22 protein-coding genes, 1 tRNA gene and 1 pseudogene are annotated in these 22,367 nt (G+C 65.4%); 8 read left to right on the top strand and 16 right to left on the bottom strand.

Annotation, left to right across the window (positions count from 1 at the left end; genetic code table 11):
* Positions 1 to 96: 96 nt before the first annotated feature.
* Both FJ417_RS20155 and FJ417_RS20150 read left to right on the top strand, forming a co-directional pair.
* Positions 97 to 1,770, top strand: a complete 1,674-nt coding sequence (locus FJ417_RS20155; protein WP_140784703.1) for a cyclic nucleotide-binding domain-containing thioredoxin-disulfide reductase — start codon at positions 97 to 99, stop codon at positions 1,768 to 1,770.
* A complete protein-coding gene (locus FJ417_RS20150) occupies positions 1,770 to 2,075 on the top strand; it encodes a UBP-type zinc finger domain-containing protein (RefSeq protein ID WP_140784704.1) in 306 nt (101 codons plus the stop codon). The genes FJ417_RS20155 and FJ417_RS20150 overlap by 1 nt, the downstream gene beginning before the upstream one ends.
* A gap of 10 nt (positions 2,076 to 2,085) precedes the next feature.
* Here the strand turns inward: FJ417_RS20150 and FJ417_RS20145 are convergent, their stop codons facing one another.
* From FJ417_RS20145 to FJ417_RS20135, 3 genes are all read right to left on the bottom strand, one after another.
* Positions 2,086 to 2,262, bottom strand: a complete 177-nt coding sequence (locus FJ417_RS20145; protein WP_140645956.1) for a hypothetical protein — start codon at positions 2,260 to 2,262, stop codon at positions 2,086 to 2,088.
* 484 nt (positions 2,263 to 2,746) lie between these two features.
* Complete coding sequence (locus FJ417_RS20140) at positions 2,747 to 3,568, bottom strand: aspartate/glutamate racemase family protein (RefSeq protein ID WP_140784705.1); 822 nt, start codon at positions 3,566 to 3,568, stop codon at positions 2,747 to 2,749.
* Positions 3,569 to 3,607: 39 nt separating this feature from the next.
* Positions 3,608 to 4,849, bottom strand: a complete 1,242-nt coding sequence (locus tag FJ417_RS20135; protein WP_140784706.1) for a D-amino acid dehydrogenase — start codon at positions 4,847 to 4,849, stop codon at positions 3,608 to 3,610.
* Positions 4,850 to 5,102: 253 nt separating this feature from the next.
* On the opposite strand from FJ417_RS20135, the gene FJ417_RS20130 reads away from it, so the two are divergent.
* Positions 5,103 to 5,390 (top strand): GIY-YIG nuclease family protein, encoded by a 288-nt coding sequence (locus tag FJ417_RS20130; protein ID WP_140784707.1) that lies wholly within the window; start codon positions 5,103 to 5,105, stop codon positions 5,388 to 5,390.
* On the opposite strand, the pseudogene FJ417_RS20125 reads toward FJ417_RS20130, so the two are convergent.
* Positions 5,380 to 5,505, bottom strand: a pseudogene (locus FJ417_RS20125) (GIY-YIG nuclease family protein); the annotation flags it as partial. The gene FJ417_RS20130 and the pseudogene FJ417_RS20125 sit on opposite strands and share 11 nt — an antisense overlap.
* A 253-nt stretch (positions 5,506 to 5,758) precedes the next feature.
* Between FJ417_RS20125 and FJ417_RS20120 the strand changes: the two are divergent.
* From FJ417_RS20120 to FJ417_RS20110, 3 genes are all read left to right on the top strand, one after another.
* Positions 5,759 to 7,000, top strand: a complete 1,242-nt coding sequence (locus FJ417_RS20120; RefSeq protein WP_140784706.1) for a D-amino acid dehydrogenase — start codon at positions 5,759 to 5,761, stop codon at positions 6,998 to 7,000.
* 39 nt (positions 7,001 to 7,039) lie between these two features.
* Positions 7,040 to 7,861, top strand: coding sequence for an aspartate/glutamate racemase family protein (locus FJ417_RS20115; RefSeq protein ID WP_140784705.1), 822 nt, complete (start codon positions 7,040 to 7,042; stop codon positions 7,859 to 7,861).
* A 484-nt stretch (positions 7,862 to 8,345) separates the two neighbouring features.
* Complete coding sequence (locus FJ417_RS20110; protein ID WP_140645956.1) at positions 8,346 to 8,522, top strand: hypothetical protein; 177 nt, start codon at positions 8,346 to 8,348, stop codon at positions 8,520 to 8,522.
* Positions 8,523 to 8,532: 10 nt separating this feature from the next.
* Here FJ417_RS20110 and FJ417_RS20105 read toward each other — a convergent pair whose 3' ends face one another.
* Both FJ417_RS20105 and FJ417_RS20100 read right to left on the bottom strand, forming a co-directional pair.
* The gene (locus FJ417_RS20105) at positions 8,533 to 8,838 is read right to left on the bottom strand and encodes a UBP-type zinc finger domain-containing protein (protein WP_140784704.1); all 306 of its coding nucleotides are present in this window, start codon (positions 8,836 to 8,838) and stop codon (positions 8,533 to 8,535) included.
* Positions 8,838 to 10,511, bottom strand: a complete 1,674-nt coding sequence (locus tag FJ417_RS20100) for a cyclic nucleotide-binding domain-containing thioredoxin-disulfide reductase (protein ID WP_140784703.1) — start codon at positions 10,509 to 10,511, stop codon at positions 8,838 to 8,840. Before FJ417_RS20100 ends, FJ417_RS20105 begins: the two co-directional genes overlap by 1 nt.
* A gap of 169 nt (positions 10,512 to 10,680) precedes the next feature.
* On the opposite strand from FJ417_RS20100, the gene FJ417_RS20095 reads away from it, so the two are divergent.
* The gene (locus FJ417_RS20095) at positions 10,681 to 10,899 is read left to right on the top strand and encodes a hypothetical protein (protein ID WP_140784702.1); all 219 of its coding nucleotides are present in this window, start codon (positions 10,681 to 10,683) and stop codon (positions 10,897 to 10,899) included.
* A gap of 365 nt (positions 10,900 to 11,264) precedes the next feature.
* Here FJ417_RS20095 and FJ417_RS20090 read toward each other — a convergent pair.
* The 9 genes from FJ417_RS20090 to FJ417_RS20045 form a co-directional block, all read right to left on the bottom strand.
* Positions 11,265 to 11,349: transfer RNA gene (locus FJ417_RS20090), tRNA-Leu, on the bottom strand.
* 179 nt (positions 11,350 to 11,528) lie between these two features.
* A complete protein-coding gene (locus FJ417_RS20080) occupies positions 11,529 to 12,149 on the bottom strand; it encodes a 2,3-bisphosphoglycerate-dependent phosphoglycerate mutase (RefSeq protein ID WP_140784700.1) in 621 nt (206 codons plus the stop codon).
* 30 nt (positions 12,150 to 12,179) lie between these two features.
* The gene (gene dapB / locus FJ417_RS20075) at positions 12,180 to 13,001 is read right to left on the bottom strand and encodes a 4-hydroxy-tetrahydrodipicolinate reductase (protein ID WP_140784699.1); all 822 of its coding nucleotides are present in this window, start codon (positions 12,999 to 13,001) and stop codon (positions 12,180 to 12,182) included.
* Positions 12,998 to 14,920, bottom strand: coding sequence for an ABC transporter ATP-binding protein (locus FJ417_RS20070; RefSeq protein WP_246687500.1), 1,923 nt, complete (start codon positions 14,918 to 14,920; stop codon positions 12,998 to 13,000). The genes dapB and FJ417_RS20070 overlap by 4 nt, the downstream gene beginning before the upstream one ends.
* A gap of 80 nt (positions 14,921 to 15,000) precedes the next feature.
* Positions 15,001 to 16,020 carry a glucokinase gene (locus FJ417_RS20065; protein WP_140784697.1) on the bottom strand — a complete coding sequence of 340 codons (1,020 nt, stop codon included), beginning with the start codon at positions 16,018 to 16,020 and terminating at the stop codon, positions 15,001 to 15,003.
* Positions 16,021 to 16,631: 611 nt separating this feature from the next.
* Positions 16,632 to 17,711, bottom strand: coding sequence for a penicillin-insensitive murein endopeptidase (mepA, locus tag FJ417_RS20060; RefSeq protein ID WP_140784696.1), 1,080 nt, complete (start codon positions 17,709 to 17,711; stop codon positions 16,632 to 16,634).
* A 253-nt stretch (positions 17,712 to 17,964) separates the two neighbouring features.
* On the bottom strand, positions 17,965 to 18,867 hold the full coding sequence (locus FJ417_RS20055) for an SDR family oxidoreductase (protein WP_140784695.1): 903 nt from the start codon (positions 18,865 to 18,867) through the stop codon (positions 17,965 to 17,967).
* Positions 18,868 to 18,880: 13 nt separating this feature from the next.
* On the bottom strand, positions 18,881 to 20,032 hold the full coding sequence (queG, locus tag FJ417_RS20050; RefSeq protein ID WP_140784694.1) for a tRNA epoxyqueuosine(34) reductase QueG: 1,152 nt from the start codon (positions 20,030 to 20,032) through the stop codon (positions 18,881 to 18,883).
* Positions 20,013 to 20,705 carry a glutathione S-transferase family protein gene (locus FJ417_RS20045; protein ID WP_140645947.1) on the bottom strand — a complete coding sequence of 231 codons (693 nt, stop codon included), beginning with the start codon at positions 20,703 to 20,705 and terminating at the stop codon, positions 20,013 to 20,015. Before FJ417_RS20045 ends, queG begins: the two co-directional genes overlap by 20 nt.
* Positions 20,706 to 20,918: 213 nt before the next feature.
* On the opposite strand from FJ417_RS20045, the gene FJ417_RS20040 reads away from it, so the two are divergent.
* Positions 20,919 to 21,725: an undecaprenyl-diphosphate phosphatase gene (locus FJ417_RS20040; RefSeq protein ID WP_140784693.1), complete on the top strand. Its 807-nt coding sequence runs from the start codon at positions 20,919 to 20,921 to the stop codon at positions 21,723 to 21,725.
* A 256-nt stretch (positions 21,726 to 21,981) separates the two neighbouring features.
* Here FJ417_RS20040 and FJ417_RS20035 read toward each other — a convergent pair whose 3' ends face one another.
* Complete coding sequence (locus FJ417_RS20035; RefSeq protein ID WP_140784692.1) at positions 21,982 to 22,359, bottom strand: YraN family protein; 378 nt, start codon at positions 22,357 to 22,359, stop codon at positions 21,982 to 21,984.
* Positions 22,360 to 22,367 lie beyond the last annotated feature (8 nt).

Below are 22,367 nucleotides of genomic sequence, written 5' to 3'. Positions count from 1 at the left end.
CCCGGGCGTAACGAACTCCTAGAGCCAACCGCCCCTTCCGGCCAGTCCCCCAACAAACCGCTTCAAACCCGCCGCCTCGGGCGCTACGGTCCGCCCATGGCCCCTTCCGTCAGCCCGACCATCGCCGCGCGCCGCGACCAGATGTTTCCCGTGCTCACCGATGCGGATATCGAGCGCATGCGCCGCTTCGGCGAGGCCACGGCCTATGCCGCCGGCGAGCACATCGTGACGGCCGGCACGGTCTCGCCCGGGTTGATCCTCATCCTGTCGGGCAAGGTCGACATCACCCAGGCCGGCGGGATCGGGCCGCGCGAGCCGATCATCACCTACGGCCCCGGCAGCTTCGTCGGCGAGCTGGCGCAGCTGTCGAACCGGCCGTCGCTGGTCAACGCAGAGGCGAACGGACCGGTCGAGGCGCTCGTCATCCCCTCGCAGCGGCTGCGCGACCTGATGGTGCAGGAGGCCAATCTCGGCGAGCGCGTCATGCGGGCGCTGATCCTGCGCCGCGTCGGCCTGCTCGAAAGCGGCGCCAGCGGACCGGTCGTGATCGGCCCGCCCGGTAATGGCGACGTGCTGCGGCTACAAGGTTTCCTGCGCCGCAGCGGACTTCCCCATCGCGCTCTCGATTCCGACACCGACCCTTGCGCGAAAACGCTGATCGAGCGGTTCCATGTCGACCCGCACCATCTGCCGATCGTGCTCTGCCCCAACGGCAAGCTCATGCACAATCCGGGCGAGACCGAGCTCGCCCGCTGCGTCGGCCTGCTGCGGCCGATCGATGCCGGCAAGGTCTATGACGTGGCGATCGTCGGCGCCGGGCCGGCGGGGCTGGCGGCGGCGGTCTATGCCGCCTCGGAAGGGCTGTCGACCATCGTGCTCGATTGCCGCGCCTTCGGCGGACAGGCGGGCGCTTCGGCGCGGATCGAAAACTATCTCGGCTTCCCGACCGGGATCACCGGCATGGCGCTGATGGCGCGCGCCTATAACCAGGCGCAGAAATTCGGCGTCGAGATGGTGATCCCCGACGAGGCGAAGCTGCTCGACGACGCCGGCGACGGCGCCCGCTACAGGCTTGCCATCGGCGATGGCGAGAGCGTGCGCACGCGCGCCGTGGTGATCGCCAGCGGCGCGCGCTACCGCCGCCTCGATATCGCCAATCTGGCGCAGTTCGAGGGGGCCTCGGTGCATTACTGGGCCTCGCCGATCGAGGCCAGGCTTTGCCGCGACCAGGAAGTGGCGCTGGTCGGCGCCGGCAATTCGGCAGGACAGGCGGCTGTCTATCTGGCGAGCCAGGTGCGCAAGGTGACGCTCTTGGCGCGCCGCGACAGCCTCGACGCCACCATGTCGCGCTATCTCGTCGAGCGCATCGCGGCGCAGCCCAACATCGAGGTGCTGCCCGAGACCGAGACTACGGCGCTGGAGGGCCGTGACGGCAATCTCGAAGCGCTGCGCTGGCGCAACCGGGCGAGCGGCGAAGAGACGACGCGCGCCATCCACCACCTCTTCCTGTTCATCGGCGCCGATCCGAACACCGACTGGCTGGCGAATTGCAATGTGGCGCTGGATGCCAAGGGTTTCGTGCGCACCGGACCGGAGACGACACCCGGGCACGGGCTGATGGAGACCAGCCGAAGCGGCGTGTTCGCCATCGGCGACGTGCGCTGCGGCTCGACCAAGCGGGTCGCCGCCGCCGTCGGCGAAGGCGCGCAGGTGGTGGCGGCATTGCATGCCTATCTGGCGCGGAACGGCGAATTGGCGAGGAGAGCGTGATGGATGAATGCCGGCATACGAAGGACATCGAAAAGGTCACGCCGAGCGCGCTGGGCTGCGATGAATGCCTGAAGAGCGGCTCGTGGTGGGTGCATCTGAGACTCTGCCGGACCTGCGGTCATGTCGGCTGCTGCGACGACTCGCCCAACCGCCACGCGACAAAGCATTTCCATGCCACGCAGCATCCGATCATCGAAGGCTACGACCCGCCGGAAGGCTGGGGCTGGTGCTTCGTCGACGAGGTTTTTGTCGACCTCGAGGGCGATACGACGCCGCAGAATGGGCCGATCCCGAAGTTTGTTTGAGGGTACGCTTTTAACGCACCGAACCCGTCACGGTCTGATCGATGGCGTCGGGCACGGATTTGCGATCGTTGCCGGCGAAGATGCCGATGAGGAGCAGGCTGAGCACGACCGGCACAAACAGGATGGCGACGCGCGCCTGCACGTAAAAGATGGCGCGCCATTCATTTCGCTTTTCGTCGTTCATCATGCTCGCTCTGTGGTGCCTCCCGGCGAGGGGACATAGAGACGAAGCGTTAAACATCTCCTTCCGATTCGGTTAATGCGGGACGATCTGCTGGAATCGCGAAGGGTAGCGCTGGCCCCCGCTCCGTCTCGGCGCTACGCGCCGAGCCACCTCTCCCCCGCCTTTGGCGGGGGCGAGGAACCCTAGCTTGCGAAGGGTCGCGGCTTCGGCATGCGTTGGAGATTGGCCGAAACGCCCATCGCGATCGTCATCCACGGGCGAAGCGGGAGCGAAGCGGACGCGCAGACCCGAGGATCCATTCCGTGACTTCCGAGCGCCGCAGCGGTGCAGACTTCTGCTCCGCTGCGTTCTTCGATCAAGGTCACGGAATGGATTCCAGGGTCTGCGCGACGCCGCTTCGCGGCTGCTCCGCCCTGGAATGACGAGGCTGAGGGCTTCAGCTAATGCCCAGCGTTTGCACCAATTCCTCTGTCGAGAAAACCAACACTCAAACGGCTTTCAGCGCAAACAACCGGCCGCCGGCCGGCACGACGTCGTCGATGCCGGCAAGCCGTAGGCAATGCCAGGCCATGGCGTGATTGGAGGAGGTGACGGGAATGCCGATGCGGCGCTCCAGATCGGCGACCGCCTCGGCGACGCGCAGGCTGGTGCAGGAGATGAAGATCGCTTCGACGCTCGGCACTTGCGCCATGCGTTCGGCCGCCGCCTCGATCGAGGCGAGCGAGATGCGGGCCGCCTCGCGGTCGTCGCGGCGGTCGAAGGTGGCGACGGCCGCGATGTCGAGGCCGCGTCCGGTGAAATAGCGGACGAGGCCCTGGTTGATCTCGGGCGCGTAAGGGGTCAGCAGGCCGATGCCCTTGGCACCCAATGCCTTGAAGGCGGCCAAGGCGCCGGTGACCGGCGTGGTGCAGGCGACGCCCGACCGCGCCTTCCTGATCTCGGCGAAGACGGCTTCCTCGCCGAGCGTCATGGTGGCCGAGGTGCAGCCGAAGCCGACGACGTCGAGCGGGATGCTGGGCAGGATGAGGTCGACGGTGGGCGCGATGCGCGGGCCCATGGCGCGCAGCGTTTCCGGCGTGATGTCGTTGTCGTTGAACAGACGCGCCTCGTAGAAGGCGACGCCCGGAATGCGCACCAGCGCGCGGAACTCATGCTCCAGCGTCTGATCGGTGGCGAGGATCGCCAGCCCGATCGCCGCGCGCGAGGCGAGGCCGCCGTCGATCTCCGATGGCAGCACACCCAGATCGACTGGCATGGGACCGACAGGCCCTGAAGCGGCAAGCGGCGCGGCGGCGAGATCGGCGGACATGGCGTTCCCTTTCTTGTCGGAGCGGGATCGATCCCGCTCTCAGTTCAAAAGTCCATCCATCGAAATGGCCGGCTTGCGGCCGGCGATCAGGTCGGCGGTGATGCGGGCCGAGCCATGCGACATGGTCCAGCCGATATGGCCGTGCCCGGTGTTGAGATAGAGGTTGCGCAGGCGCCGCTGGCCGAATTCGGGCAAATTGTTGGGCGTCATGGGCCGCAGGCCTGCCCACATCTCGGCGCGGTCGTAATCGGCGCCTTCCGGATAAAGCTCCTCGGTCACACCTTTCATGAAGGCGAAATCGGCAGGCTTGTGGCTGGTGTCGTAGCCGGCGAACTCGGCGGTGGCGGTGACGCGCAGCCGGTCGTCGAACCGCGACACGGCGACCAGGTTGTGCTCGTCGATCGCGGCGATGGTCGGCGGCGCCGGCCGGTTGCCGACCGGAATGGTCAGCGAATAGCCCTTGATCGGATAGATCGGCAGGCTGATGCCGACGGTCTTGGCGATCAGCGGGCTGTAGGAGCCGAGTGCCAGCACATAGGCGTCGCCCTTGACCGCGCCCTTGTCGGTCGTCACCTGGACTACGCCGTCGCCGGATGTCTCGATGCCGGTGATGGTCGTGCCGGTGCGGATCTCGCCGCCGCGCTCGACCACCTTGGCGGCAAGCGCGCGGGTGAACTTCGCCGGGTCGCCGGTCTCGTCGGTCGGGCAATGGATGCCGCCGGCGATTTTTTCCCTGGCCGAAGCCAGCGACGGATCGAGCGCGACGATGGCGTCGCGATCGAGCATCCTGATCAGCTGGCCGTCGGATTCCAGCAGCCGCATATGCTCGACGCCTTTGTCGAGCGCCTGCTGGCTGCGATAGAAATAGAGGATGCCGCGATCGTTGCGGTCGTATTCGATCGCCTCGTCGGCGACGACCTCTTGCAGGACCGATTGCGAATAGACAGCGAGCCGATGCTTGAGCAGCGTGTTACGCTTGGCCTTTTCCGCCGTGCATTCCATCAGGAACAGCCACGACCAGCTGTAGAGCCGGGGGTCGGCCGAAAGCCTGAAGCGCAACGCCTGGTCCTTCAGCACCAGCGATTTCAAGAGGATCATCGGCGCCTTGGGCGAGGACCAGACGAAGGAGTGCCCCGGCGCGATCATGCCGGCATTGCCCCAGCTCGTCTCGGCCGCGACCTGCGGCTGGCGCTCGAGGATGACGACCTCGTGCCCGTCCTTCTGCAGCTGATAAGCGGTGGTGACGCCGACAACGCCCCCACCCAACACGACCACGCGCATAGCGCCTCCGGAGATCGCAAAGTGGGGCAGTTTAGAATGTAGATTGCGGTGTGCAATGGCACACATACCGAGATGTCGGCAGGACAGCGCCCTCTCTCGTGGGCAGGGCTATCGCAAATTGCAATTCGTCATTCTAGGGCGGAGCAAGGAGCGAAGCGACGCGCGCAGACCCTAGAATCCATGCCGTGACATTGGCCATAGAATGCAACGACCCAGAATAGCCGTTGGCGATGGCGCCAGATAAGATCGTCACATGACAGGCTACGTCTACATGACCGCGAGCCAGAAAGGCGGCACGATCTATATCGGCGTCACCAACGACCTTGCTCGCCGCATGCCCGAGCATAAGACCGGCCAGGGCTCCAGCTTCACCAGCCGTTACGGTGTGCAGCGCCTCGTCTGGTACGAAGAGCATTTCGACATCACCGACGCCATCCAGCGTGAGACGTCATTGAAGCGCTGGCCACGCCAATGGAAGGTCGACTTGATCGAGAAGAGCAACCCGGAATGGTTCGAGTTGTTTCGCGGGATCGGCTGGTGAAGCTGGAGCCCTGGCCGGTCTTATGCTCGGGCATGCGGCGAGCAAGGTCGTTGGTGACGCCGATATAGATCGTGCCGCCTTTCTGGCTCGCGGTCATGTAGACGTAGCCTGTCATGTGACGATCTTATCTGGCGCCATCGCCAACGGCTATTCTGGGTCGTTGCATTCTATGGCCAATGTCACGGCATGGATTCTAGGGTCTGCGCGCGTCGCTTCGCTCCTTGCTCCGCCCTAGAATGACGAATTGCAATTTGCGATAGCCCTGCCCACGAGAGAGGGCGCTGTCCTGCCGACATCTCGGTATGTGTGCCATTGCACACCGCAATCTACATTCTAAACTGCCCCACTTTGCGATCTCCGGAGGCGCTATGCGCGTGGTCGTGTTGGGTGGGGGCGTTGTCGGCGTCACCACCGCTTATCAGCTGCAGAAGGACGGGCACGAGGTCGTCATCCTCGAGCGCCAGCCGCAGGTCGCGGCCGAGACGAGCTGGGGCAATGCCGGCATGATCGCGCCGGGGCACTCCTTCGTCTGGTCCTCGCCCAAGGCGCCGATGATCCTCTTGAAATCGCTGGTGCTGAAGGACCAGGCGTTGCGCTTCAGGCTTTCGGCCGACCCCCGGCTCTACAGCTGGTCGTGGCTGTTCCTGATGGAATGCACGGCGGAAAAGGCCAAGCGTAACACGCTGCTCAAGCATCGGCTCGCTGTCTATTCGCAATCGGTCCTGCAAGAGGTCGTCGCCGACGAGGCGATCGAATACGACCGCAACGATCGCGGCATCCTCTATTTCTATCGCAGCCAGCAGGCGCTCGACAAAGGCGTCGAGCATATGCGGCTGCTGGAATCCGACGGCCAGCTGATCAGGATGCTCGATCGCGACGCCATCGTCGCGCTCGATCCGTCGCTGGCTTCGGCCAGGGAAAAAATCGCCGGCGGCATCCATTGCCCGACCGACGAGACCGGCGACCCGGCGAAGTTCACCCGCGCGCTTGCCGCCAAGGTGGTCGAGCGCGGCGGCGAGATCCGCACCGGCACGACCATCACCGGCATCGAGACATCCGGCGACGGCGTAGTCCAGGTGACGACCGACAAGGGCGCGGTCAAGGGCGACGCCTATGTGCTGGCACTCGGCTCCTACAGCCCGCTGATCGCCAAGACCGTCGGCATCAGCCTGCCGATCTATCCGATCAAGGGCTATTCGCTGACCATTCCGGTCGGCAACCGGCCGGCGCCGCCGACCATCGCCGCGATCGACGAGCACAACCTGGTCGCCGTGTCGCGGTTCGACGACCGGCTGCGCGTCACCGCCACCGCCGAGTTCGCCGGCTACGACACCAGCCACAAGCCTGCCGATTTCGCCTTCATGAAAGGTGTGACCGAGGAGCTTTATCCGGAAGGCGCCGATTACGACCGCGCCGAGATGTGGGCAGGCCTGCGGCCCATGACGCCCAACAATTTGCCCGAATTCGGCCAGCGGCGCCTGCGCAACCTCTATCTCAACACCGGGCACGGCCATATCGGCTGGACCATGTCGCATGGCTCGGCCCGCATCACCGCCGACCTGATCGCCGGCCGCAAGCCGGCCATTTCGATGGATGGACTTTTGAACTGAGAGCGGGATCGATCCCGCTCCGACAAGAAAGGGAACGCCATGTCCGCCGATCTCGCCGCCGCGCCGCTTGCCGCTTCAGGGCCTGTCGGTCCCATGCCAGTCGATCTGGGTGTGCTGCCATCGGAGATCGACGGCGGCCTCGCCTCGCGCGCGGCGATCGGGCTGGCGATCCTCGCCACCGATCAGACGCTGGAGCATGAGTTCCGCGCGCTGGTGCGCATTCCGGGCGTCGCCTTCTACGAGGCGCGTCTGTTCAACGACAACGACATCACGCCGGAAACGCTGCGCGCCATGGGCCCGCGCATCGCGCCCACCGTCGACCTCATCCTGCCCAGCATCCCGCTCGACGTCGTCGGCTTCGGCTGCACCTCGGCCACCATGACGCTCGGCGAGGAAGCCGTCTTCGCCGAGATCAGGAAGGCGCGGTCGGGCGTCGCCTGCACCACGCCGGTCACCGGCGCCTTGGCCGCCTTCAAGGCATTGGGTGCCAAGGGCATCGGCCTGCTGACCCCTTACGCGCCCGAGATCAACCAGGGCCTCGTCCGCTATTTCACCGGACGCGGCCTCGACATCGCGGCCGTCGCCACCTTCGACCGCCGCGACGACCGCGAGGCGGCCCGCATCTCGCTCGCCTCGATCGAGGCGGCGGCCGAACGCATGGCGCAAGTGCCGAGCGTCGAAGCGATCTTCATCTCCTGCACCAGCCTGCGCGTCGCCGAGGCGGTCGCCGATCTGGAGCGCCGCATCGGCATTCCCGTCACCTCCTCCAATCACGCCATGGCCTGGCATTGCCTACGGCTTGCCGGCATCGACGACGTCGTGCCGGCCGGCGGCCGGTTGTTTGCGCTGAAAGCCGTTTGAGTGTTGGTTTTCTCGACAGAGGAATTGGTGCAAACGCTGGGCATTAGCTGAAGCCCTCAGCCTCGTCATTCCAGGGCGGAGCAGCCGCGAAGCGGCGTCGCGCAGACCCTGGAATCCATTCCGTGACCTTGATCGAAGAACGCAGCGGAGCAGAAGTCTGCACCGCTGCGGCGCTCGGAAGTCACGGAATGGATCCTCGGGTCTGCGCGTCCGCTTCGCTCCCGCTTCGCCCGTGGATGACGATCGCGATGGGCGTTTCGGCCAATCTCCAACGCATGCCGAAGCCGCGACCCTTCGCAAGCTAGGGTTCCTCGCCCCCGCCAAAGGCGGGGGAGAGGTGGCTCGGCGCGTAGCGCCGAGACGGAGCGGGGGCCAGCGCTACCCTTCGCGATTCCAGCAGATCGTCCCGCATTAACCGAATCGGAAGGAGATGTTTAACGCTTCGTCTCTATGTCCCCTCGCCGGGAGGCACCACAGAGCGAGCATGATGAACGACGAAAAGCGAAATGAATGGCGCGCCATCTTTTACGTGCAGGCGCGCGTCGCCATCCTGTTTGTGCCGGTCGTGCTCAGCCTGCTCCTCATCGGCATCTTCGCCGGCAACGATCGCAAATCCGTGCCCGACGCCATCGATCAGACCGTGACGGGTTCGGTGCGTTAAAAGCGTACCCTCAAACAAACTTCGGGATCGGCCCATTCTGCGGCGTCGTATCGCCCTCGAGGTCGACAAAAACCTCGTCGACGAAGCACCAGCCCCAGCCTTCCGGCGGGTCGTAGCCTTCGATGATCGGATGCTGCGTGGCATGGAAATGCTTTGTCGCGTGGCGGTTGGGCGAGTCGTCGCAGCAGCCGACATGACCGCAGGTCCGGCAGAGTCTCAGATGCACCCACCACGAGCCGCTCTTCAGGCATTCATCGCAGCCCAGCGCGCTCGGCGTGACCTTTTCGATGTCCTTCGTATGCCGGCATTCATCCATCACGCTCTCCTCGCCAATTCGCCGTTCCGCGCCAGATAGGCATGCAATGCCGCCACCACCTGCGCGCCTTCGCCGACGGCGGCGGCGACCCGCTTGGTCGAGCCGCAGCGCACGTCGCCGATGGCGAACACGCCGCTTCGGCTGGTCTCCATCAGCCCGTGCCCGGGTGTCGTCTCCGGTCCGGTGCGCACGAAACCCTTGGCATCCAGCGCCACATTGCAATTCGCCAGCCAGTCGGTGTTCGGATCGGCGCCGATGAACAGGAAGAGGTGGTGGATGGCGCGCGTCGTCTCTTCGCCGCTCGCCCGGTTGCGCCAGCGCAGCGCTTCGAGATTGCCGTCACGGCCCTCCAGCGCCGTAGTCTCGGTCTCGGGCAGCACCTCGATGTTGGGCTGCGCCGCGATGCGCTCGACGAGATAGCGCGACATGGTGGCGTCGAGGCTGTCGCGGCGCGCCAAGAGCGTCACCTTGCGCACCTGGCTCGCCAGATAGACAGCCGCCTGTCCTGCCGAATTGCCGGCGCCGACCAGCGCCACTTCCTGGTCGCGGCAAAGCCTGGCCTCGATCGGCGAGGCCCAGTAATGCACCGAGGCCCCCTCGAACTGCGCCAGATTGGCGATATCGAGGCGGCGGTAGCGCGCGCCGCTGGCGATCACCACGGCGCGCGTGCGCACGCTCTCGCCATCGCCGATGGCAAGCCTGTAGCGGGCGCCGTCGCCGGCGTCGTCGAGCAGCTTCGCCTCGTCGGGGATCACCATCTCGACGCCGAATTTCTGCGCCTGGTTATAGGCGCGCGCCATCAGCGCCATGCCGGTGATCCCGGTCGGGAAGCCGAGATAGTTTTCGATCCGCGCCGAAGCGCCCGCCTGTCCGCCGAAGGCGCGGCAATCGAGCACGATGGTCGACAGCCCTTCCGAGGCGGCATAGACCGCCGCCGCCAGCCCCGCCGGCCCGGCGCCGACGATCGCCACGTCATAGACCTTGCCGGCATCGATCGGCCGCAGCAGGCCGACGCAGCGGGCGAGCTCGGTCTCGCCCGGATTGTGCATGAGCTTGCCGTTGGGGCAGAGCACGATCGGCAGATGGTGCGGGTCGACATGGAACCGCTCGATCAGCGTTTTCGCGCAAGGGTCGGTGTCGGAATCGAGAGCGCGATGGGGAAGTCCGCTGCGGCGCAGGAAACCTTGTAGCCGCAGCACGTCGCCATTACCGGGCGGGCCGATCACGACCGGTCCGCTGGCGCCGCTTTCGAGCAGGCCGACGCGGCGCAGGATCAGCGCCCGCATGACGCGCTCGCCGAGATTGGCCTCCTGCACCATCAGGTCGCGCAGCCGCTGCGAGGGGATGACGAGCGCCTCGACCGGTCCGTTCGCCTCTGCGTTGACCAGCGACGGCCGGTTCGACAGCTGCGCCAGCTCGCCGACGAAGCTGCCGGGGCCGTAGGTGATGATCGGCTCGCGCGGCCCGATCCCGCCGGCCTGGGTGATGTCGACCTTGCCCGACAGGATGAGGATCAACCCGGGCGAGACCGTGCCGGCCGTCACGATGTGCTCGCCGGCGGCATAGGCCGTGGCCTCGCCGAAGCGGCGCATGCGCTCGATATCCGCATCGGTGAGCACGGGAAACATCTGGTCGCGGCGCGCGGCGATGGTCGGGCTGACGGAAGGGGCCATGGGCGGACCGTAGCGCCCGAGGCGGCGGGTTTGAAGCGGTTTGTTGGGGGACTGGCCGGAAGGGGCGGTTGGCTCTAGGAGTTCGTTACGCCCGGGCTTGACCCGCGGAACTAGCCTCGACTGATCGCCCGGTGCTATAGATTTCGCGTTTCACCCCGGCAGGCGGCCCATGGCGAATTTTTTATGGCATAACCTGTTTCTCATCCTCGCCTTTGGTTTCGGACTTGCGGGTTCGGCGTATTACACATTGGGGCCATTGAGCGACATGAAGGTTCTATCTCCCATTGAGGAACGACATCGCGCGCCCTATGGCCTTGCTGTGGTTTTTGTCCTTCTGGCGATCGGCTTCATGGCTCTTCACATGTATAGCGTCAGCAAGTCAGCTTAAAAACCAAACCGGTCGCCGGGTTTGGAGCGGCTTGTTCGGAGACGGACCGGAAGGGGAGATTGGGCCAACGGCCACATGTCGTCATTCTCGGGCTTGACCCGAGAATCCATGCCGTGACGCGGGTCATATAGTGCAACGGAGCGGAATTCTGTAACCACTGCAACGCCTCGACGTCACGGCATGGATTCCAGGGTCTGCGCGCCTCGCTTCGCTCCTTGCTCCGCCCTGGAATGACGAAGTTTGGAAGCTTACGGCTGATCGCGAACGTTGAGACTTGCATCCCGTTGGCAGTCGGGATGAATGGCGCCCCCTTCGCTCTTGGAACTCCGGGATGGCCTGCCATCCGAAGCTCGAAGAGCGAAGGATGGTGCCCAGAAGAGGACTCGAACCTCCACTCCTTGCGGAACACGGACCTGAACCGTGCGCGTCTACCAATTCCGCCATCTGGGCTGGTGGGCGCTCTAGTAAGCGGGCAAACGGTGTGTGTCAACGCGGTTTTTTTTCGTCAGCGCCGGCCCTCTTTCTTCCCAGCGTAGGCGCTGCCCCTCATTGCCCTGCCGGGCATTTCTCCCCGTATAGTGACGGGGAGAAAGGGCTGGCGTCGGCGCCAGCGCCCTTCTTGCAACGCCTCACCCCTCCAGCACGTCCTTCGACGCCACGGTGGAATCGGCGTTGAGCTTGTAGATGATCGGCACGCCGGTGCCGAGCTCGAGCTTGACGATCTCCTCGCCTGACTTGCCGTCCAGCGCCATGATCAGCGCGCGCAGCGAGTTGCCATGCGCGGCGACCAGCACTGTCTCGCCGCGCAGCACATGCGGCTGCACGTCGTGCAGATAATAGGGCCAGACGCGCGCGCCGGTGTCCTTCAGGCTTTCGCCGCCGGGCGGCGCGATGTCGTAGGAGCGACGCCAGATATGCACCTGCTCCTCCCCCCACTTCTTGCGCGCATCGTCCTTGTTGAGGCCGGAGAGGTCGCCATAGTCGCGCTCGTTGAGCGCCTGGTCGCGGATCGTCTTCAGGTCGCTCTGGCCGACGATGTCGAGGATGTGCTGGCAGGTCACCTGCGCCCGCTTCAAGGCAGAGGTGTAGGCGATGTCGAATTTCAGGCCGCGCGCCTTGAGCTTCTCGCCGGCGGCAAGCGCCTCGGCTGTGCCCTGCTCGGTCAGCCCGACGTCGCGCCAGCCGGTGAACAGGTTCTTCAGGTTCCATTCGCTCTGGCCGTGGCGCACGAGCACGAGAGTTCCCGACATGTCAGCTCCTATAGAATGTTTGGATAGGGATCAGCTCAGGCCGAGCACGTCCCGCATGGAATAAAGTCCGGGCTTCTTCGCGCGGGCCCACAGCGCTGCCTTGACGGCGCCGCGGGCGAAGATCGCCCGGTCCTCGGCATGGTGGGAAAGCGTGATGCGCTCGCCGGTGCCGGCAAGGATCACGCTGTGGTCGCCGACGACGGAGCCGCCGCGCAGCGTGGCAAAGCCGATCGAGCCCGTCTTGCGCACCCCGGTATGGCCGTCGCGCACCCGCACGCTGTTGTCGGCAAGATCGATGCCGCGCCCCTTCGCCGCCGCTTCGCCGAGCAGCAGCGCCGTGCCGGACGGCGCGTCGACCTTGTGCCGGTGGTGCATTTCCAGGATCTCGATGTCGAAATCGTCAGGGTCGAGCGCCTTCGCCGCCTGCTCGACCAGCGCCGCCAGAAGATTGACGCCGAGGCTCATATTGCCGGATTTGACGATCGTGGCATGGCGCGCGGCGGCGGCGATCCTGGCATTGTCGTCGGCCGAGCAGCCGGTGGTGCCGATGACATGGACGATGCGCGCCTGCGCGGCATAGCCGGCGAATTCGACGCTCGCGCTTGGAGCCGTGAAATCGAGCACGCCATCGGCCTTGGCGAAGGCCGGCAGCGGATCGTCGGCGATCGGCACGTTGATGATGCCGATGCCGGCGAGCTCGCCGGCATCCTTGCCGAGATGCGCCGAGTCCGGCCGCTCGATCGCGGCGGCGACGCGCGCGCCGGGCATGGTGTGGATGGCGCGGATCAGCGTCTGGCCCATGCGGCCGGCGGCGCCCACCACAACCAGGCTCATATCGCCGGCTTCGCTCATGCGCTTCTCCTGACGGTCTTCTTGGCGCGGCTGCGCGGCGCCGGAGTTTGGCCCGAAGTCTGGCTTGCCTTGACGTCGTCGACAAGCCCCAGCCCCTTCTTGCCCTGGATCCGGTGGAAACGGGCATAGATGCTGTGCGGGTCGGCCATCAGCGTCGCATGCGTGCCTTCCTCGACCAGCCGCCCCTCTTCCAGCACGATGATGTGGTCGGCATTGACCACGGTCGACAGCCGGTGCGCGATCACGATCGTCGTGCGCCCTTCCATGACATGGGTCAGCGCTTCCTGCACGCGCGCCTCCGCCTCGTTGTCGAGCGCCGAGGTCGCCTCGTCGAGCAAGAGGATCGGCGCCTGGCGAACGATGGCGCGCGCGATCGACACGCGCTGGCGCTGGCCGCCGGAAAGGGTCGAGCCGCCTTCGCCGACCGGCGTGTCGTAGCCTTCCGGCTGCTGGCGGATGAACTCGTCGGCCGCCGCTTGTTTCGCCGCCTGCTCGATCTCGGCGTCGGTGGCCGAGAGCCGGCCGTAGCGGATGTTGTCGCGGATCGTGCCTTCGAAGAGATAAGGCGCCTGCGCCACATAGGCGATCGATTGGCGCAGCGAATGCTTGGTCACCTTGGCAATATCCTGGCCGTCGACCTCGATCGAGCCCTCGTCGACGTCGTAGAAGCGCTGCAGCAGCGCCACCATCGTCGACTTGCCGGCGCCCGATGCGCCGACGACGGCCGTCACCTTGCCGGCCGCGGCGGTAAAGCTCAAATCCCTGAGCACCGGCATGTCGGCGTTGTAGCCGAATGTCACATGGTTGAAGCGCACCTCGCCGGTAGTGACCTTCGCCTCGACCGCGTCGGGCGCGTCACCCTGCTTCGGCTCGAGGTCGAGCAGTTCGTAGATCATGCGCGCGTTGACCAGGGCACGTTCCATGCCGACCTGTGTCCGGGCCAGGCGTCTTGCCGGGTCATAGGCCAGGATCAGCGCGGTGATGAAGGAAAACACGGCGCCCGGCGGCTGTCCGAGCACCAGCGCCCGATAGCCGGAATAGGCAAGCACGGCGGTAATGGCGAGGCCGCCCAGGATTTCGGAAATCGGCGACAGCCGCTCCGCGACGCGGGCGATCTTGTTGTTACGCTGCTCGGCCGTGTCGGCCATCATGCCGATGCGGCGCGCCAGCTCGTCCTCCAGGGTGAAGGCCTTGACGATGGCGATGCCTTGGGTGGCCTCCTGCACCGATCCGTTCAGCCGCGAGTTGATCAGCACGGATTCCCGGTTGATCTTGCGCAGGCGGCGGGTGATGTAGACGACGGCCCAGATCAACGGCGGCCCGATCAGCAGCGAGCTGAGCGACAGCACCGGATCCTGGTAGATCATCACGCCGAGGAGGGCGACGAGCGAGACCGCGTCGCGGCTGATGGAAGTTAGCGTCAGCGACAGCAGGTCTCGGATGCCGCCGACATTCTCGTTGACCTGTGCCGCCAGCCGGCCGGAACGGGTCTCGTTGAAGAAGTTGACGCCGAGCTTCATCAGATGGTCGAAGCTGCGCTTCTGGTAGCGGGCGACCAGATTGTTGCCGATCGTCGCCAGCGCCACTGCCTGGCCATAGCCGGCGAAGCCGCGCAGCAGGGAGGCGCCCATGAAACCGGCGCAGATCCAGACGATCATGTCGCTGCGCCGTTCGTAGAAGATCTGGTTGATCATCGGGGCCATGATCCACGCCGTGAAGGCGGTGGTGCCGGAAACGATCAGCAGGCAGGCGACGGCGACGACATAAGTCCAGCGATATTCCTTGCCGTTTTCGGCCAGGATGCGGCGCAGCACCGCGCTGACCTCGGTGGGCTGGACTTTCAGTTTGAGGGAAGTTTGAACAGTCAAATCAGGGCGCTTCGTGGTTTTCCGCGTGTCGGATGGGCCGCATTTCGGCATCCTCTTAGCGCCCCGGCTACGGCTTGCCTATGGCGAAACTTCGTCGCGCCGGCCGATCGCCAGCCCTAACGCTGGCGCGATCAAGCCCGCCAGTGCCGGCCCGCCGTCTGCACGCCGAACAGCGAAGGCGTCCTGGCATAGGCGGCGAGCCCGAGCAGCGCCGCCAGCGGATGGGTGATCACATAGACCGGCATTTCGCGCATCAGCGCGCTGTGCGGCGCCTTGTCCTCGAACGCGGCGCGGAAATTGCCGGCTTTCAGCGCCGGCACGATCTTCTGCGCGATGCCGCCGGTCAGGAACACGCCGCCGCGGCCCATGAACACCAGCGCGAGATCCCCCGCGGTGCGGCCGAGGCAGGTGACGAACAGCGCCAGCGCCTCCTCTGCCACCGGATCGGATTTGGCAAGCGCGGCCGCCGTGACCTCGGCCGGCGTCGTGAAAGGCGTCGGCTTGCCGTCCGTCCTGGCGACGGCGCGATAGACGTTGACCAGCCCGCGTCCGCACAGGATCTGCTCGCCGGAGATGCGGCCTTCGAGCTTGTCGATATGCGGGAACACCTCGAAGTCGCGCGGCGTGCGCGGGCCGATATCCATATGCCCGCCCTCGCCCGGTACCGGGATCCAGTGGTTGAGCGCATGGATCAGCCCGGCGACGCCAAGGCCGGTGCCGGGGCCAAGCACGACCCGGCTCGCATTGGGTTCCGGCGTGCCGCCGCCGATCTTTTCCATATGCTCTTCGCCGAGCGCCACCACGGCCAGCGCCTGCGCCTCGAAATCGTTGAGCACGACGACCTCGCTCAGGCCCAGATGGGCGAACATCTGCCGGGGCTTCACCACCCAGGGGCAGTTGGTGAGCGGGATCTCGTCGCCGTCGACCGGCCCGGCGATCGCCAGCACCGCCGAGTTCGGCTGGATGGACGAGCGGTCGAGCACCGCCGCCTGGATCGCCTCGTCGATGGTCTTGAAATTAGCCGTCTGGACGATCTGCGGCTCGGTCGCTTCCGAATTGGCGTCGAGCACGATCGAGAAGCGCGCATTGGTGCCGCCAATATCGCCGATCAGGACCGGAAACCGCAGCCCTGTCTCGTTCTCGCCTGCCATGCTCTTGATCGTCCTCGTTGCGGCGCCGCTGTGCCGTTTCCATCGCCCATTTCAATCGATTGACTAGCGCATGAGCCCGCAAAGGGGAAGCCCGCTTGCGCCTTGGAGCAATTCCAGGAAAAGTGTGAGCGGTTAAGCTCGGCGCCTTCGCCGTAACCTTCCGTCCGGAATTGCGTCAAAGCAAAGAAATAGGGCGTTTCGCCGCTTCCGTGAACGGTGAGACCGCGCTAGTTCCCCGACACAGGGATTTTGAAAGGTTGCCGTTTGTCTTGGTGCAGGACTTTCCATTCATTTCCGTGAATCAGCGCAAACGCCGGGGATTGGTTGAAGCCGCCCCAACCTCGTCATTCTATGGCGGAGCAAGGAGCGAAGCGACGCGCGCAGACCATAGAATCAATTCCGTGACTTGGAAGCGTTGCCACGGTGAAGAATTTTGCTCCGTCGCACTCCTTGGCGAAGGTAACGGCATGGATTCCAGGGTCTTCGCGACGGAGCTTCGCTCCTGCTCTGCCCTAGAATGACGATCGCGATGGGCGTTTCGGCCAATCTCCAACGCATGCCACCTGCCAACGCAAACAGAGCCGACCGGTCAAAATCCCTGTGCTGGGAAACTAGTTCCCCGGCCGTGGGCGCGGCAACGGGATGCCGATCTTGGGCGTCGGCGCGAAGGCGCTTGCCGCCGACGGAACCGAGGTGTTGCCGCTGGAGATCATCTCCGCCGGCTCGGTCGGCTGCGGCTCGGCCACGGCGACCGCTGCGCCGACGCCATGATAGGTCACCGCCTCCAGCGAAGGCGCGTCCGGCGCATTGACCACGTCCTGGCATTGCTTCGGCAGATTGGCCATCGTCATCACGTCGCGCGCCTTGGGTGCGTCCGGGTTTTTGTTCGGCCGCCACGGCTCCTCGGTGAACCACCATGCCAGCGGCTTGCCGCAGCCATCGTCCTCCAGCGTCGTCTCCTGCGCCTTGCAGAAAGGCGAGCCCGGCTGGCAGCCGATGCGCATGTGGAAATGATAGTCATGGCCCCAGAATGGCCGAATCTTGCGCAGCCAGGAGCGATCGCCGGTGACGGTGTCGCAGAGCTTCTTCTTGATACCGGCATTGACCAGGATGCGCTCGACCTCCGGATAGCTCGCCGCGCGCTTCAAAAGCCGCGTATGCGCCGGCGTCCACAGCGCGTCCTTCACCAGATGAGTCTTGTCGTCGACCATCAGCGTCGCGCTCATCGATTCGCGCTGCGCCATGGTCAGCGGCCGCGTTGGCATCGGCGTCAGCCATATGTCGGCGTCGAGACCGATCTGGTGCGAGGCATGGCCAGTCATCATCGGTCCGCCGCGCGGTTGCGAGACGTCGCCGACCAGAAGCCCCGGCCAGCCATCGGCTACCGCGTCGCGCGAAAGCTTCTCGATCAGCGCGATCATCGCCGGATGGCCCCAGCGGCGGTTGCGCGACGGGCGCATCACTTCCCAGGTCGGCCCGTCCATCGGCAGCGCCACGCCGCCGGTGAAGCAGCCCTTGGAGTAGAAGCCGAAGGATTGCGCGGGTGCCACGGCCGGCAGTTTCCGGGCGCCGAACAGGTCCTTCGCGCGGGGTTCGGCTGAAATGGCGGCAGCCGCCAGCGCCGCCAGCGTCACCAGCGCCAGCGCCGCGGTCAGGAACGGTTTGCGGTCAGGCAGCGATCGCAAATTCATCCGGCTGGGTCCCTCTCCAGTCTATCGATTTGCCGCCCGGTCAGGCGAACCCGATCAGGAACGAATCGTACCACGTCGCGCGTCCCGCATCGATCATGCGGCTCTGAATCAAAGAAGGATGAATGTCGTGCGAAAACCCGTTTCACACTTTCGGCATCCTCACAATCAGGATGACGTTCGTTGAATCGTCATCCTGATCTAACTCTTTGTTGGAGCATGATCTTTTCCGAAAACCGCTTCCCACTTTTCGGGATCATGCTCTGATCGGGCTGCGCGGCGCTCCGTTCCGCCAGTTGCCCTCGGCCCACATCCGCTCCAGCGCCATCCGATAGTTCGGAAACCGGAAGCGATAGCCGGCCGCCTTGATCGCCTGATTCGCGACGCGCTTGTTCTCGCCATAGAAAGACCGCGCCATGGGCGAAAGTTGGGCGGTCTCGAAGGGAATTTCCGGCGGCGGCGTGACGCCCATCAGCCTGGCGGCATAGGCGACGACATCCTGCGGCGGCGCCGGCTCGTCATCAGTGACGTTGAAGATGCCGCCGAGATTGTTTTCAGCCAGAAGCCAAAGCGCGCCGGCGATGTCGTCGCAATGGATGCGGTTGAACACCTGGTCCGGCTTGACCAGCCGCCGCGCCGTGCCGTCCTCGAGATTGGCCAGCGCGTTGCGGCCCGGTCCGTAGATGCCGGAAAGCCGCAGGATCGCCACCGGTTTGCCGATCTCCCGGCCAAGCGTCAGCCATTCCTGTTCGGCCGCCACCCGCATCACCGAGCGCCTCGACACCGGGCGGCAAGCGCTGGTCTCGTCGACCCAGGCGCCGCCATGGTCACCATAGACGCCGACGGTCGAGAGATAGCCGATCCATTCGAGCGCCGGCATCTTTGCCCGGATCGTCTCGCCGGTGGCGTTGAGCACCGGGTCGCCGGCGTCGTCGGGGGCGACCGAGACGATGAGATGCGTGGTCTGTGCAAGCGCATCGCTGAGCTCGGGCGACAGCGCGCCGTCGAACCGCAGCGGCTCGATGCCGGCCGACCGCAGCGCCTCGAACTTTTCCGGCGCCCGGGTCGTACCAAAGACCGGCGCGCGGTGCGCGTTGGCCAGCGCGAAAGCCTTGGCCGAATAGCCGGCGCCGAAGATGAAGAAGCGTCTTTCGCCCATCGATGAACCCCCTTCAATCGGCCTTCGCCGGATTCGCCGGCGCCGCCAGCCATTCCTCGCGGACCGTCGCCTCCGTTTCGGTCTTCGATGCCGTGGCGGCGAGGTCGCCAAATTCGCGATCCGACAGCAATCGCGACAGGGCCCAGATTGCCGCACCCCGCACCAGCGGCGAGGCATCGTCGAGCAGGCGGCGCACAATGGGCGTTAGCGATGCATCGCCCGAATTGCCGGCGGCGATCAGCACGTTGCGGATGAAACGGTCGCGGCCGATGCGCTTGACCGGCGAGCCCGAGAAGAATGACCGGAAGCCCGCGTCGTCGAGAAGCAACATTTCCGACAGCTTCGGCTCGCGCAGATCGGCGCGCGCCGCAAGCTTCGCCTCCGAAGCCATGCTGGCGAATTTGTTCCACGGACAGGCGGCCAGGCAGTCGTCGCAGCCATAGATGCGGTTGCCGATCTTGTCGCGGAACTCGCGCGGGATCGGCCCCTTGTTCTCGATGGTCAGGTAGGAGATGCAGCGCCGCGCGTCGAGACGATAAGGCGCCGGGAACGCGTCGGTCGGGCAGGCGTCGAGGCAGGCGCGGCAGGAGCCGCAATGGTCTATCTCGGCCTGGTCCGGTTCAAGCTCTGCGGTGGTGAAGATGGTGCCGAGGAACAGCCACGAGCCATGCGCGCGGCTGACCAGATTGGTGTGCTTGCCCTGCCAGCCGAGCCCGGCGGCTTCCGCCAGCGGTTTTTCCATGACAGGCGCGGTATCGACGAACACTTTTACGTCGCCGCCGGCGCGCGCGACGATCTTGCCGGCGATCTCCTTCAGCCGGCCCTTCATCACATCGTGGTAGTCCCGGTTTTGCGCATAGACCGAGATCGCGCCGCGGTCGGACTTCGCGAGGATATCGCGCGGATCGCGGTCCGGGCCGTAATTCATCGCCAGCACGATGATCGAACGCACCTCCGGCCACAGCGTCGAGGGCTCGGCCCGCCGCTGAACCGTCTCGGCGATCCACTCCATCGAGCCGTGGAAACCGTCGGATACGAATTCGGCGAGTCTCGCCGGCGCCAGCGGGATCGCGTCCGGCCGGGTCACGGCGACTGCCTCGAAGCCGGCGCGGCGCGCCTCGGCGTCGATCAGCGCGCGCAGGTTCTCAGAAATCGAGGTCCGCATAATGCGACACCGGCGACAGGCCGCGCACCCGGTCGGAAAGCAGCGGCCGGAACGACGGCCGCGATTTCACCCGCGTGTACCATTCGCGCGCGGCGGCATGCTCGCGCCAGTCGATCTCGCCGAGATAATCGAGCACCGAAAGCGTCGCCGCCGCCGCGAGGTCGGCATAGGTCACCTTGTTGCCGGCCAGCCAATGGCGCGTGCCGGCCAGCCAGTTGGTGTATTTCATGTGCTGGCGGATGTTGGCGCGCGCGGCGCGGATCGCCGCCGAGTCCGGCGAGCCGCCGCCGGCGGTCTCCGGCATGACCGGCTTCAGCACCCGCTCGCGCACCAGATGCCGCGTCACTTCGCTTTCGGCCTTGCTCAGATACCAATCGGTCAGCCGGCGGATCTCGGCGCGCTGCATCGGGTCCTCGGCGAACAGCCGCTTGTCGCGCTTCAAGACCCCTCGCGTCTCGTCGAGATATTCGGCGATCACCATGGCGCCGACGATCGGCACGTCGCCTTCGGCAAGCAGGATCGGCAGCGTGCCGGCCGGGTTCAGCGCCAAAAACTCCTTGCGCCGCGTCCACGGCTTTTCCTCGATCAGCGCCAGTTCCTCGCCATACTCGCCGAAGGCGAGGCGCGCGAAGCGGCAGGTGGCGAACATGGGATGATGGAAAAGCGTCAGCATGGTTCCGCGATGAAAAGGCGCACTGGCAATTGGCCGACCGCGCCGGTAAGTCTTGGCCGCCCGATTCCTGGGGCTGTCATGGGTGTTGCGACCTATAGGGACACTTCCGCCCCATGACAAGCAAGCCCTTCCCTTGGAGCATGATGTCGTCCGAAAACCGCTTCACACTTTTAGGCGTCGTGCTCTAGCCGTCATCCGAGATCAGAGGTTGCCATGGAAAGCCAGACCATCGTCGAAGCGCTGCTGCTTGGGCTTTTGGAGGGCCTGACCGAGTTCATTCCGGTGTCGTCGACCGGCCACATCCTGCTTGCCGGCCATTTCCTCGGCTTCCATTCCACCGGCAAGGCCTTCGAGATCCTGATCCAGCTCGGCGCGATCCTGGCGATCCTCAGCGTCTATTTCAGCAAGCTCTGGCAGATGCTGATCAAACTGCCCAGCGATCCGCAGACCCGGCATTTCGTCATCGGCATCCTGATCGCCTTCCTGCCGGCGGCGGTCATCGGCGCGCTGGCGCATGATTTCATCAAGACCATATTGTTCGAATCGCCGCAGCTGATCTGCATCATGCTGATCATCGGCGGCGTCGTGCTGCTCGTCGTCGACCGCATCAACTTCAAGCCGGTCCATCACGACGTCGAGCTCTTTCCGACCAGCCTTTATCTGAAGATCGGCCTGTTCCAGTGCCTGTCGCTGATCCCCGGCACCTCGCGCTCCGGCTCGACCATCGTCGGCGCGCTGCTGATGGGCGTCGACAAGCGAGCGGCGGCCGAATTCTCCTTCTTCCTCGCCATGCCCACCATGGTCGGCGCCTTCGCCTTCGACCTTTTCAAGAACCGCAATGTGCTGACCTCGTCCGACCTGCCGATCATCGCCGTCGGCTTCATCGCCGCCTTCGTCACCGCGCTGATCGTGGTGCGCTTCCTGCTCGATTACGTCTCGCGCAACGGCTATTCGCTGTTCGGCTGGTGGCGGCTGGTGGTGGGCGGGCTCGGCCTGGTGGCCCTGATGGTCTGGGGATGATTACACTAAGGCGGCGCACCAAACGCCTTCGTCATCCACGGGCGGAGCAAGGAGCGAAGCGACGCGCGCAGACCCGAGGATCCATGCCGTGACGCGGACCGTAGAACGCGGCGGTCGCGAATAGCTTTCGTTAGACGCGACGCTCTTTGATCCAGATTCTGCACGGTGGCAGCGCGTCTAGGTCACGGCATGGATCCTAGGGTTTCCGCGACGTCGCTTCGCGACTGCTCCACCCTAGGATGACGAACGAAGGGGATCAATTCCTCCCATAAAACGCGTTCTCGACATGTACCGGCCAGCGCCAGGGCAGCACCGCAACCATGTCGAAACGCATCGAAAGCCTGCCATAATCCGGCTGGCGCGACAGCCACAAATCCGCGGCGCCCTCGATCCGGCGCTCCGATTCGCGGCCGATCGCTTCCATCGCCTCGATCAGCGTGCGGCGCGCCTTGACCTCGACGAACAGCACGAGGTCGCCGCGCCTGGCGATCAGGTCGATCTCGCCGAGCCTGGTGCGGTGGCGGCGGGCAAGGATGCGGTAGCCTTTCAGCATCAGCGCCAGCGCCGCCAGCCATTCGCCGCGATGCCCGCGCCGATAGGCTTTTCGGCGGTGGCCGGCCGTGCGCTCAGGCATCTCTTTGT

Origin of the sequence: Mesorhizobium sp. B3-1-7, from assembly GCF_006439385.1 — a bacterium.
Taxonomy (GTDB): domain Bacteria; phylum Pseudomonadota; class Alphaproteobacteria; order Rhizobiales; family Rhizobiaceae; genus Mesorhizobium.
The sequence above is the reverse complement of the archived record's forward strand: the minus strand, read 5'-3'. Positions and strand labels throughout refer to the sequence as shown.

Coding starts and splice junctions, on each gene's coding strand:
- FJ417_RS20155 (WP_140784703.1), top strand. CDS start 97: ATGGCCCCTTCCGTCAGCCCGACCATCGCCGCGCGCCGCGACCAGATG.
- FJ417_RS20150 (WP_140784704.1), top strand. CDS start 1,770: ATGGATGAATGCCGGCATACGAAGGACATCGAAAAGGTCACGCCGAGC.
- FJ417_RS20145 (WP_140645956.1), bottom strand. CDS start 2,262: ATGATGAACGACGAAAAGCGAAATGAATGGCGCGCCATCTTTTACGTG.
- FJ417_RS20140 (WP_140784705.1), bottom strand. CDS start 3,568: ATGTCCGCCGATCTCGCCGCCGCGCCGCTTGCCGCTTCAGGGCCTGTC.
- FJ417_RS20135 (WP_140784706.1), bottom strand. CDS start 4,849: ATGCGCGTGGTCGTGTTGGGTGGGGGCGTTGTCGGCGTCACCACCGCT.
- FJ417_RS20130 (WP_140784707.1), top strand. CDS start 5,103: ATGACAGGCTACGTCTACATGACCGCGAGCCAGAAAGGCGGCACGATC.
- FJ417_RS20120 (WP_140784706.1), top strand. CDS start 5,759: ATGCGCGTGGTCGTGTTGGGTGGGGGCGTTGTCGGCGTCACCACCGCT.
- FJ417_RS20115 (WP_140784705.1), top strand. CDS start 7,040: ATGTCCGCCGATCTCGCCGCCGCGCCGCTTGCCGCTTCAGGGCCTGTC.
- FJ417_RS20110 (WP_140645956.1), top strand. CDS start 8,346: ATGATGAACGACGAAAAGCGAAATGAATGGCGCGCCATCTTTTACGTG.
- FJ417_RS20105 (WP_140784704.1), bottom strand. CDS start 8,838: ATGGATGAATGCCGGCATACGAAGGACATCGAAAAGGTCACGCCGAGC.
- FJ417_RS20100 (WP_140784703.1), bottom strand. CDS start 10,511: ATGGCCCCTTCCGTCAGCCCGACCATCGCCGCGCGCCGCGACCAGATG.
- FJ417_RS20095 (WP_140784702.1), top strand. CDS start 10,681: ATGGCGAATTTTTTATGGCATAACCTGTTTCTCATCCTCGCCTTTGGT.
- FJ417_RS20080 (WP_140784700.1), bottom strand. CDS start 12,149: ATGTCGGGAACTCTCGTGCTCGTGCGCCACGGCCAGAGCGAATGGAAC.
- dapB (WP_140784699.1), bottom strand. CDS start 13,001: ATGAGCGAAGCCGGCGATATGAGCCTGGTTGTGGTGGGCGCCGCCGGC.
- FJ417_RS20070 (WP_246687500.1), bottom strand. CDS start 14,920: ATGCCGAAATGCGGCCCATCCGACACGCGGAAAACCACGAAGCGCCCT.
- FJ417_RS20065 (WP_140784697.1), bottom strand. CDS start 16,020: ATGGCAGGCGAGAACGAGACAGGGCTGCGGTTTCCGGTCCTGATCGGC.
- mepA (WP_140784696.1), bottom strand. CDS start 17,711: ATGAATTTGCGATCGCTGCCTGACCGCAAACCGTTCCTGACCGCGGCG.
- FJ417_RS20055 (WP_140784695.1), bottom strand. CDS start 18,867: ATGGGCGAAAGACGCTTCTTCATCTTCGGCGCCGGCTATTCGGCCAAG.
- queG (WP_140784694.1), bottom strand. CDS start 20,032: ATGCGGACCTCGATTTCTGAGAACCTGCGCGCGCTGATCGACGCCGAG.
- FJ417_RS20045 (WP_140645947.1), bottom strand. CDS start 20,705: ATGCTGACGCTTTTCCATCATCCCATGTTCGCCACCTGCCGCTTCGCG.
- FJ417_RS20040 (WP_140784693.1), top strand. CDS start 20,919: ATGGAAAGCCAGACCATCGTCGAAGCGCTGCTGCTTGGGCTTTTGGAG.
- FJ417_RS20035 (WP_140784692.1), bottom strand. CDS start 22,359: ATGCCTGAGCGCACGGCCGGCCACCGCCGAAAAGCCTATCGGCGCGGG.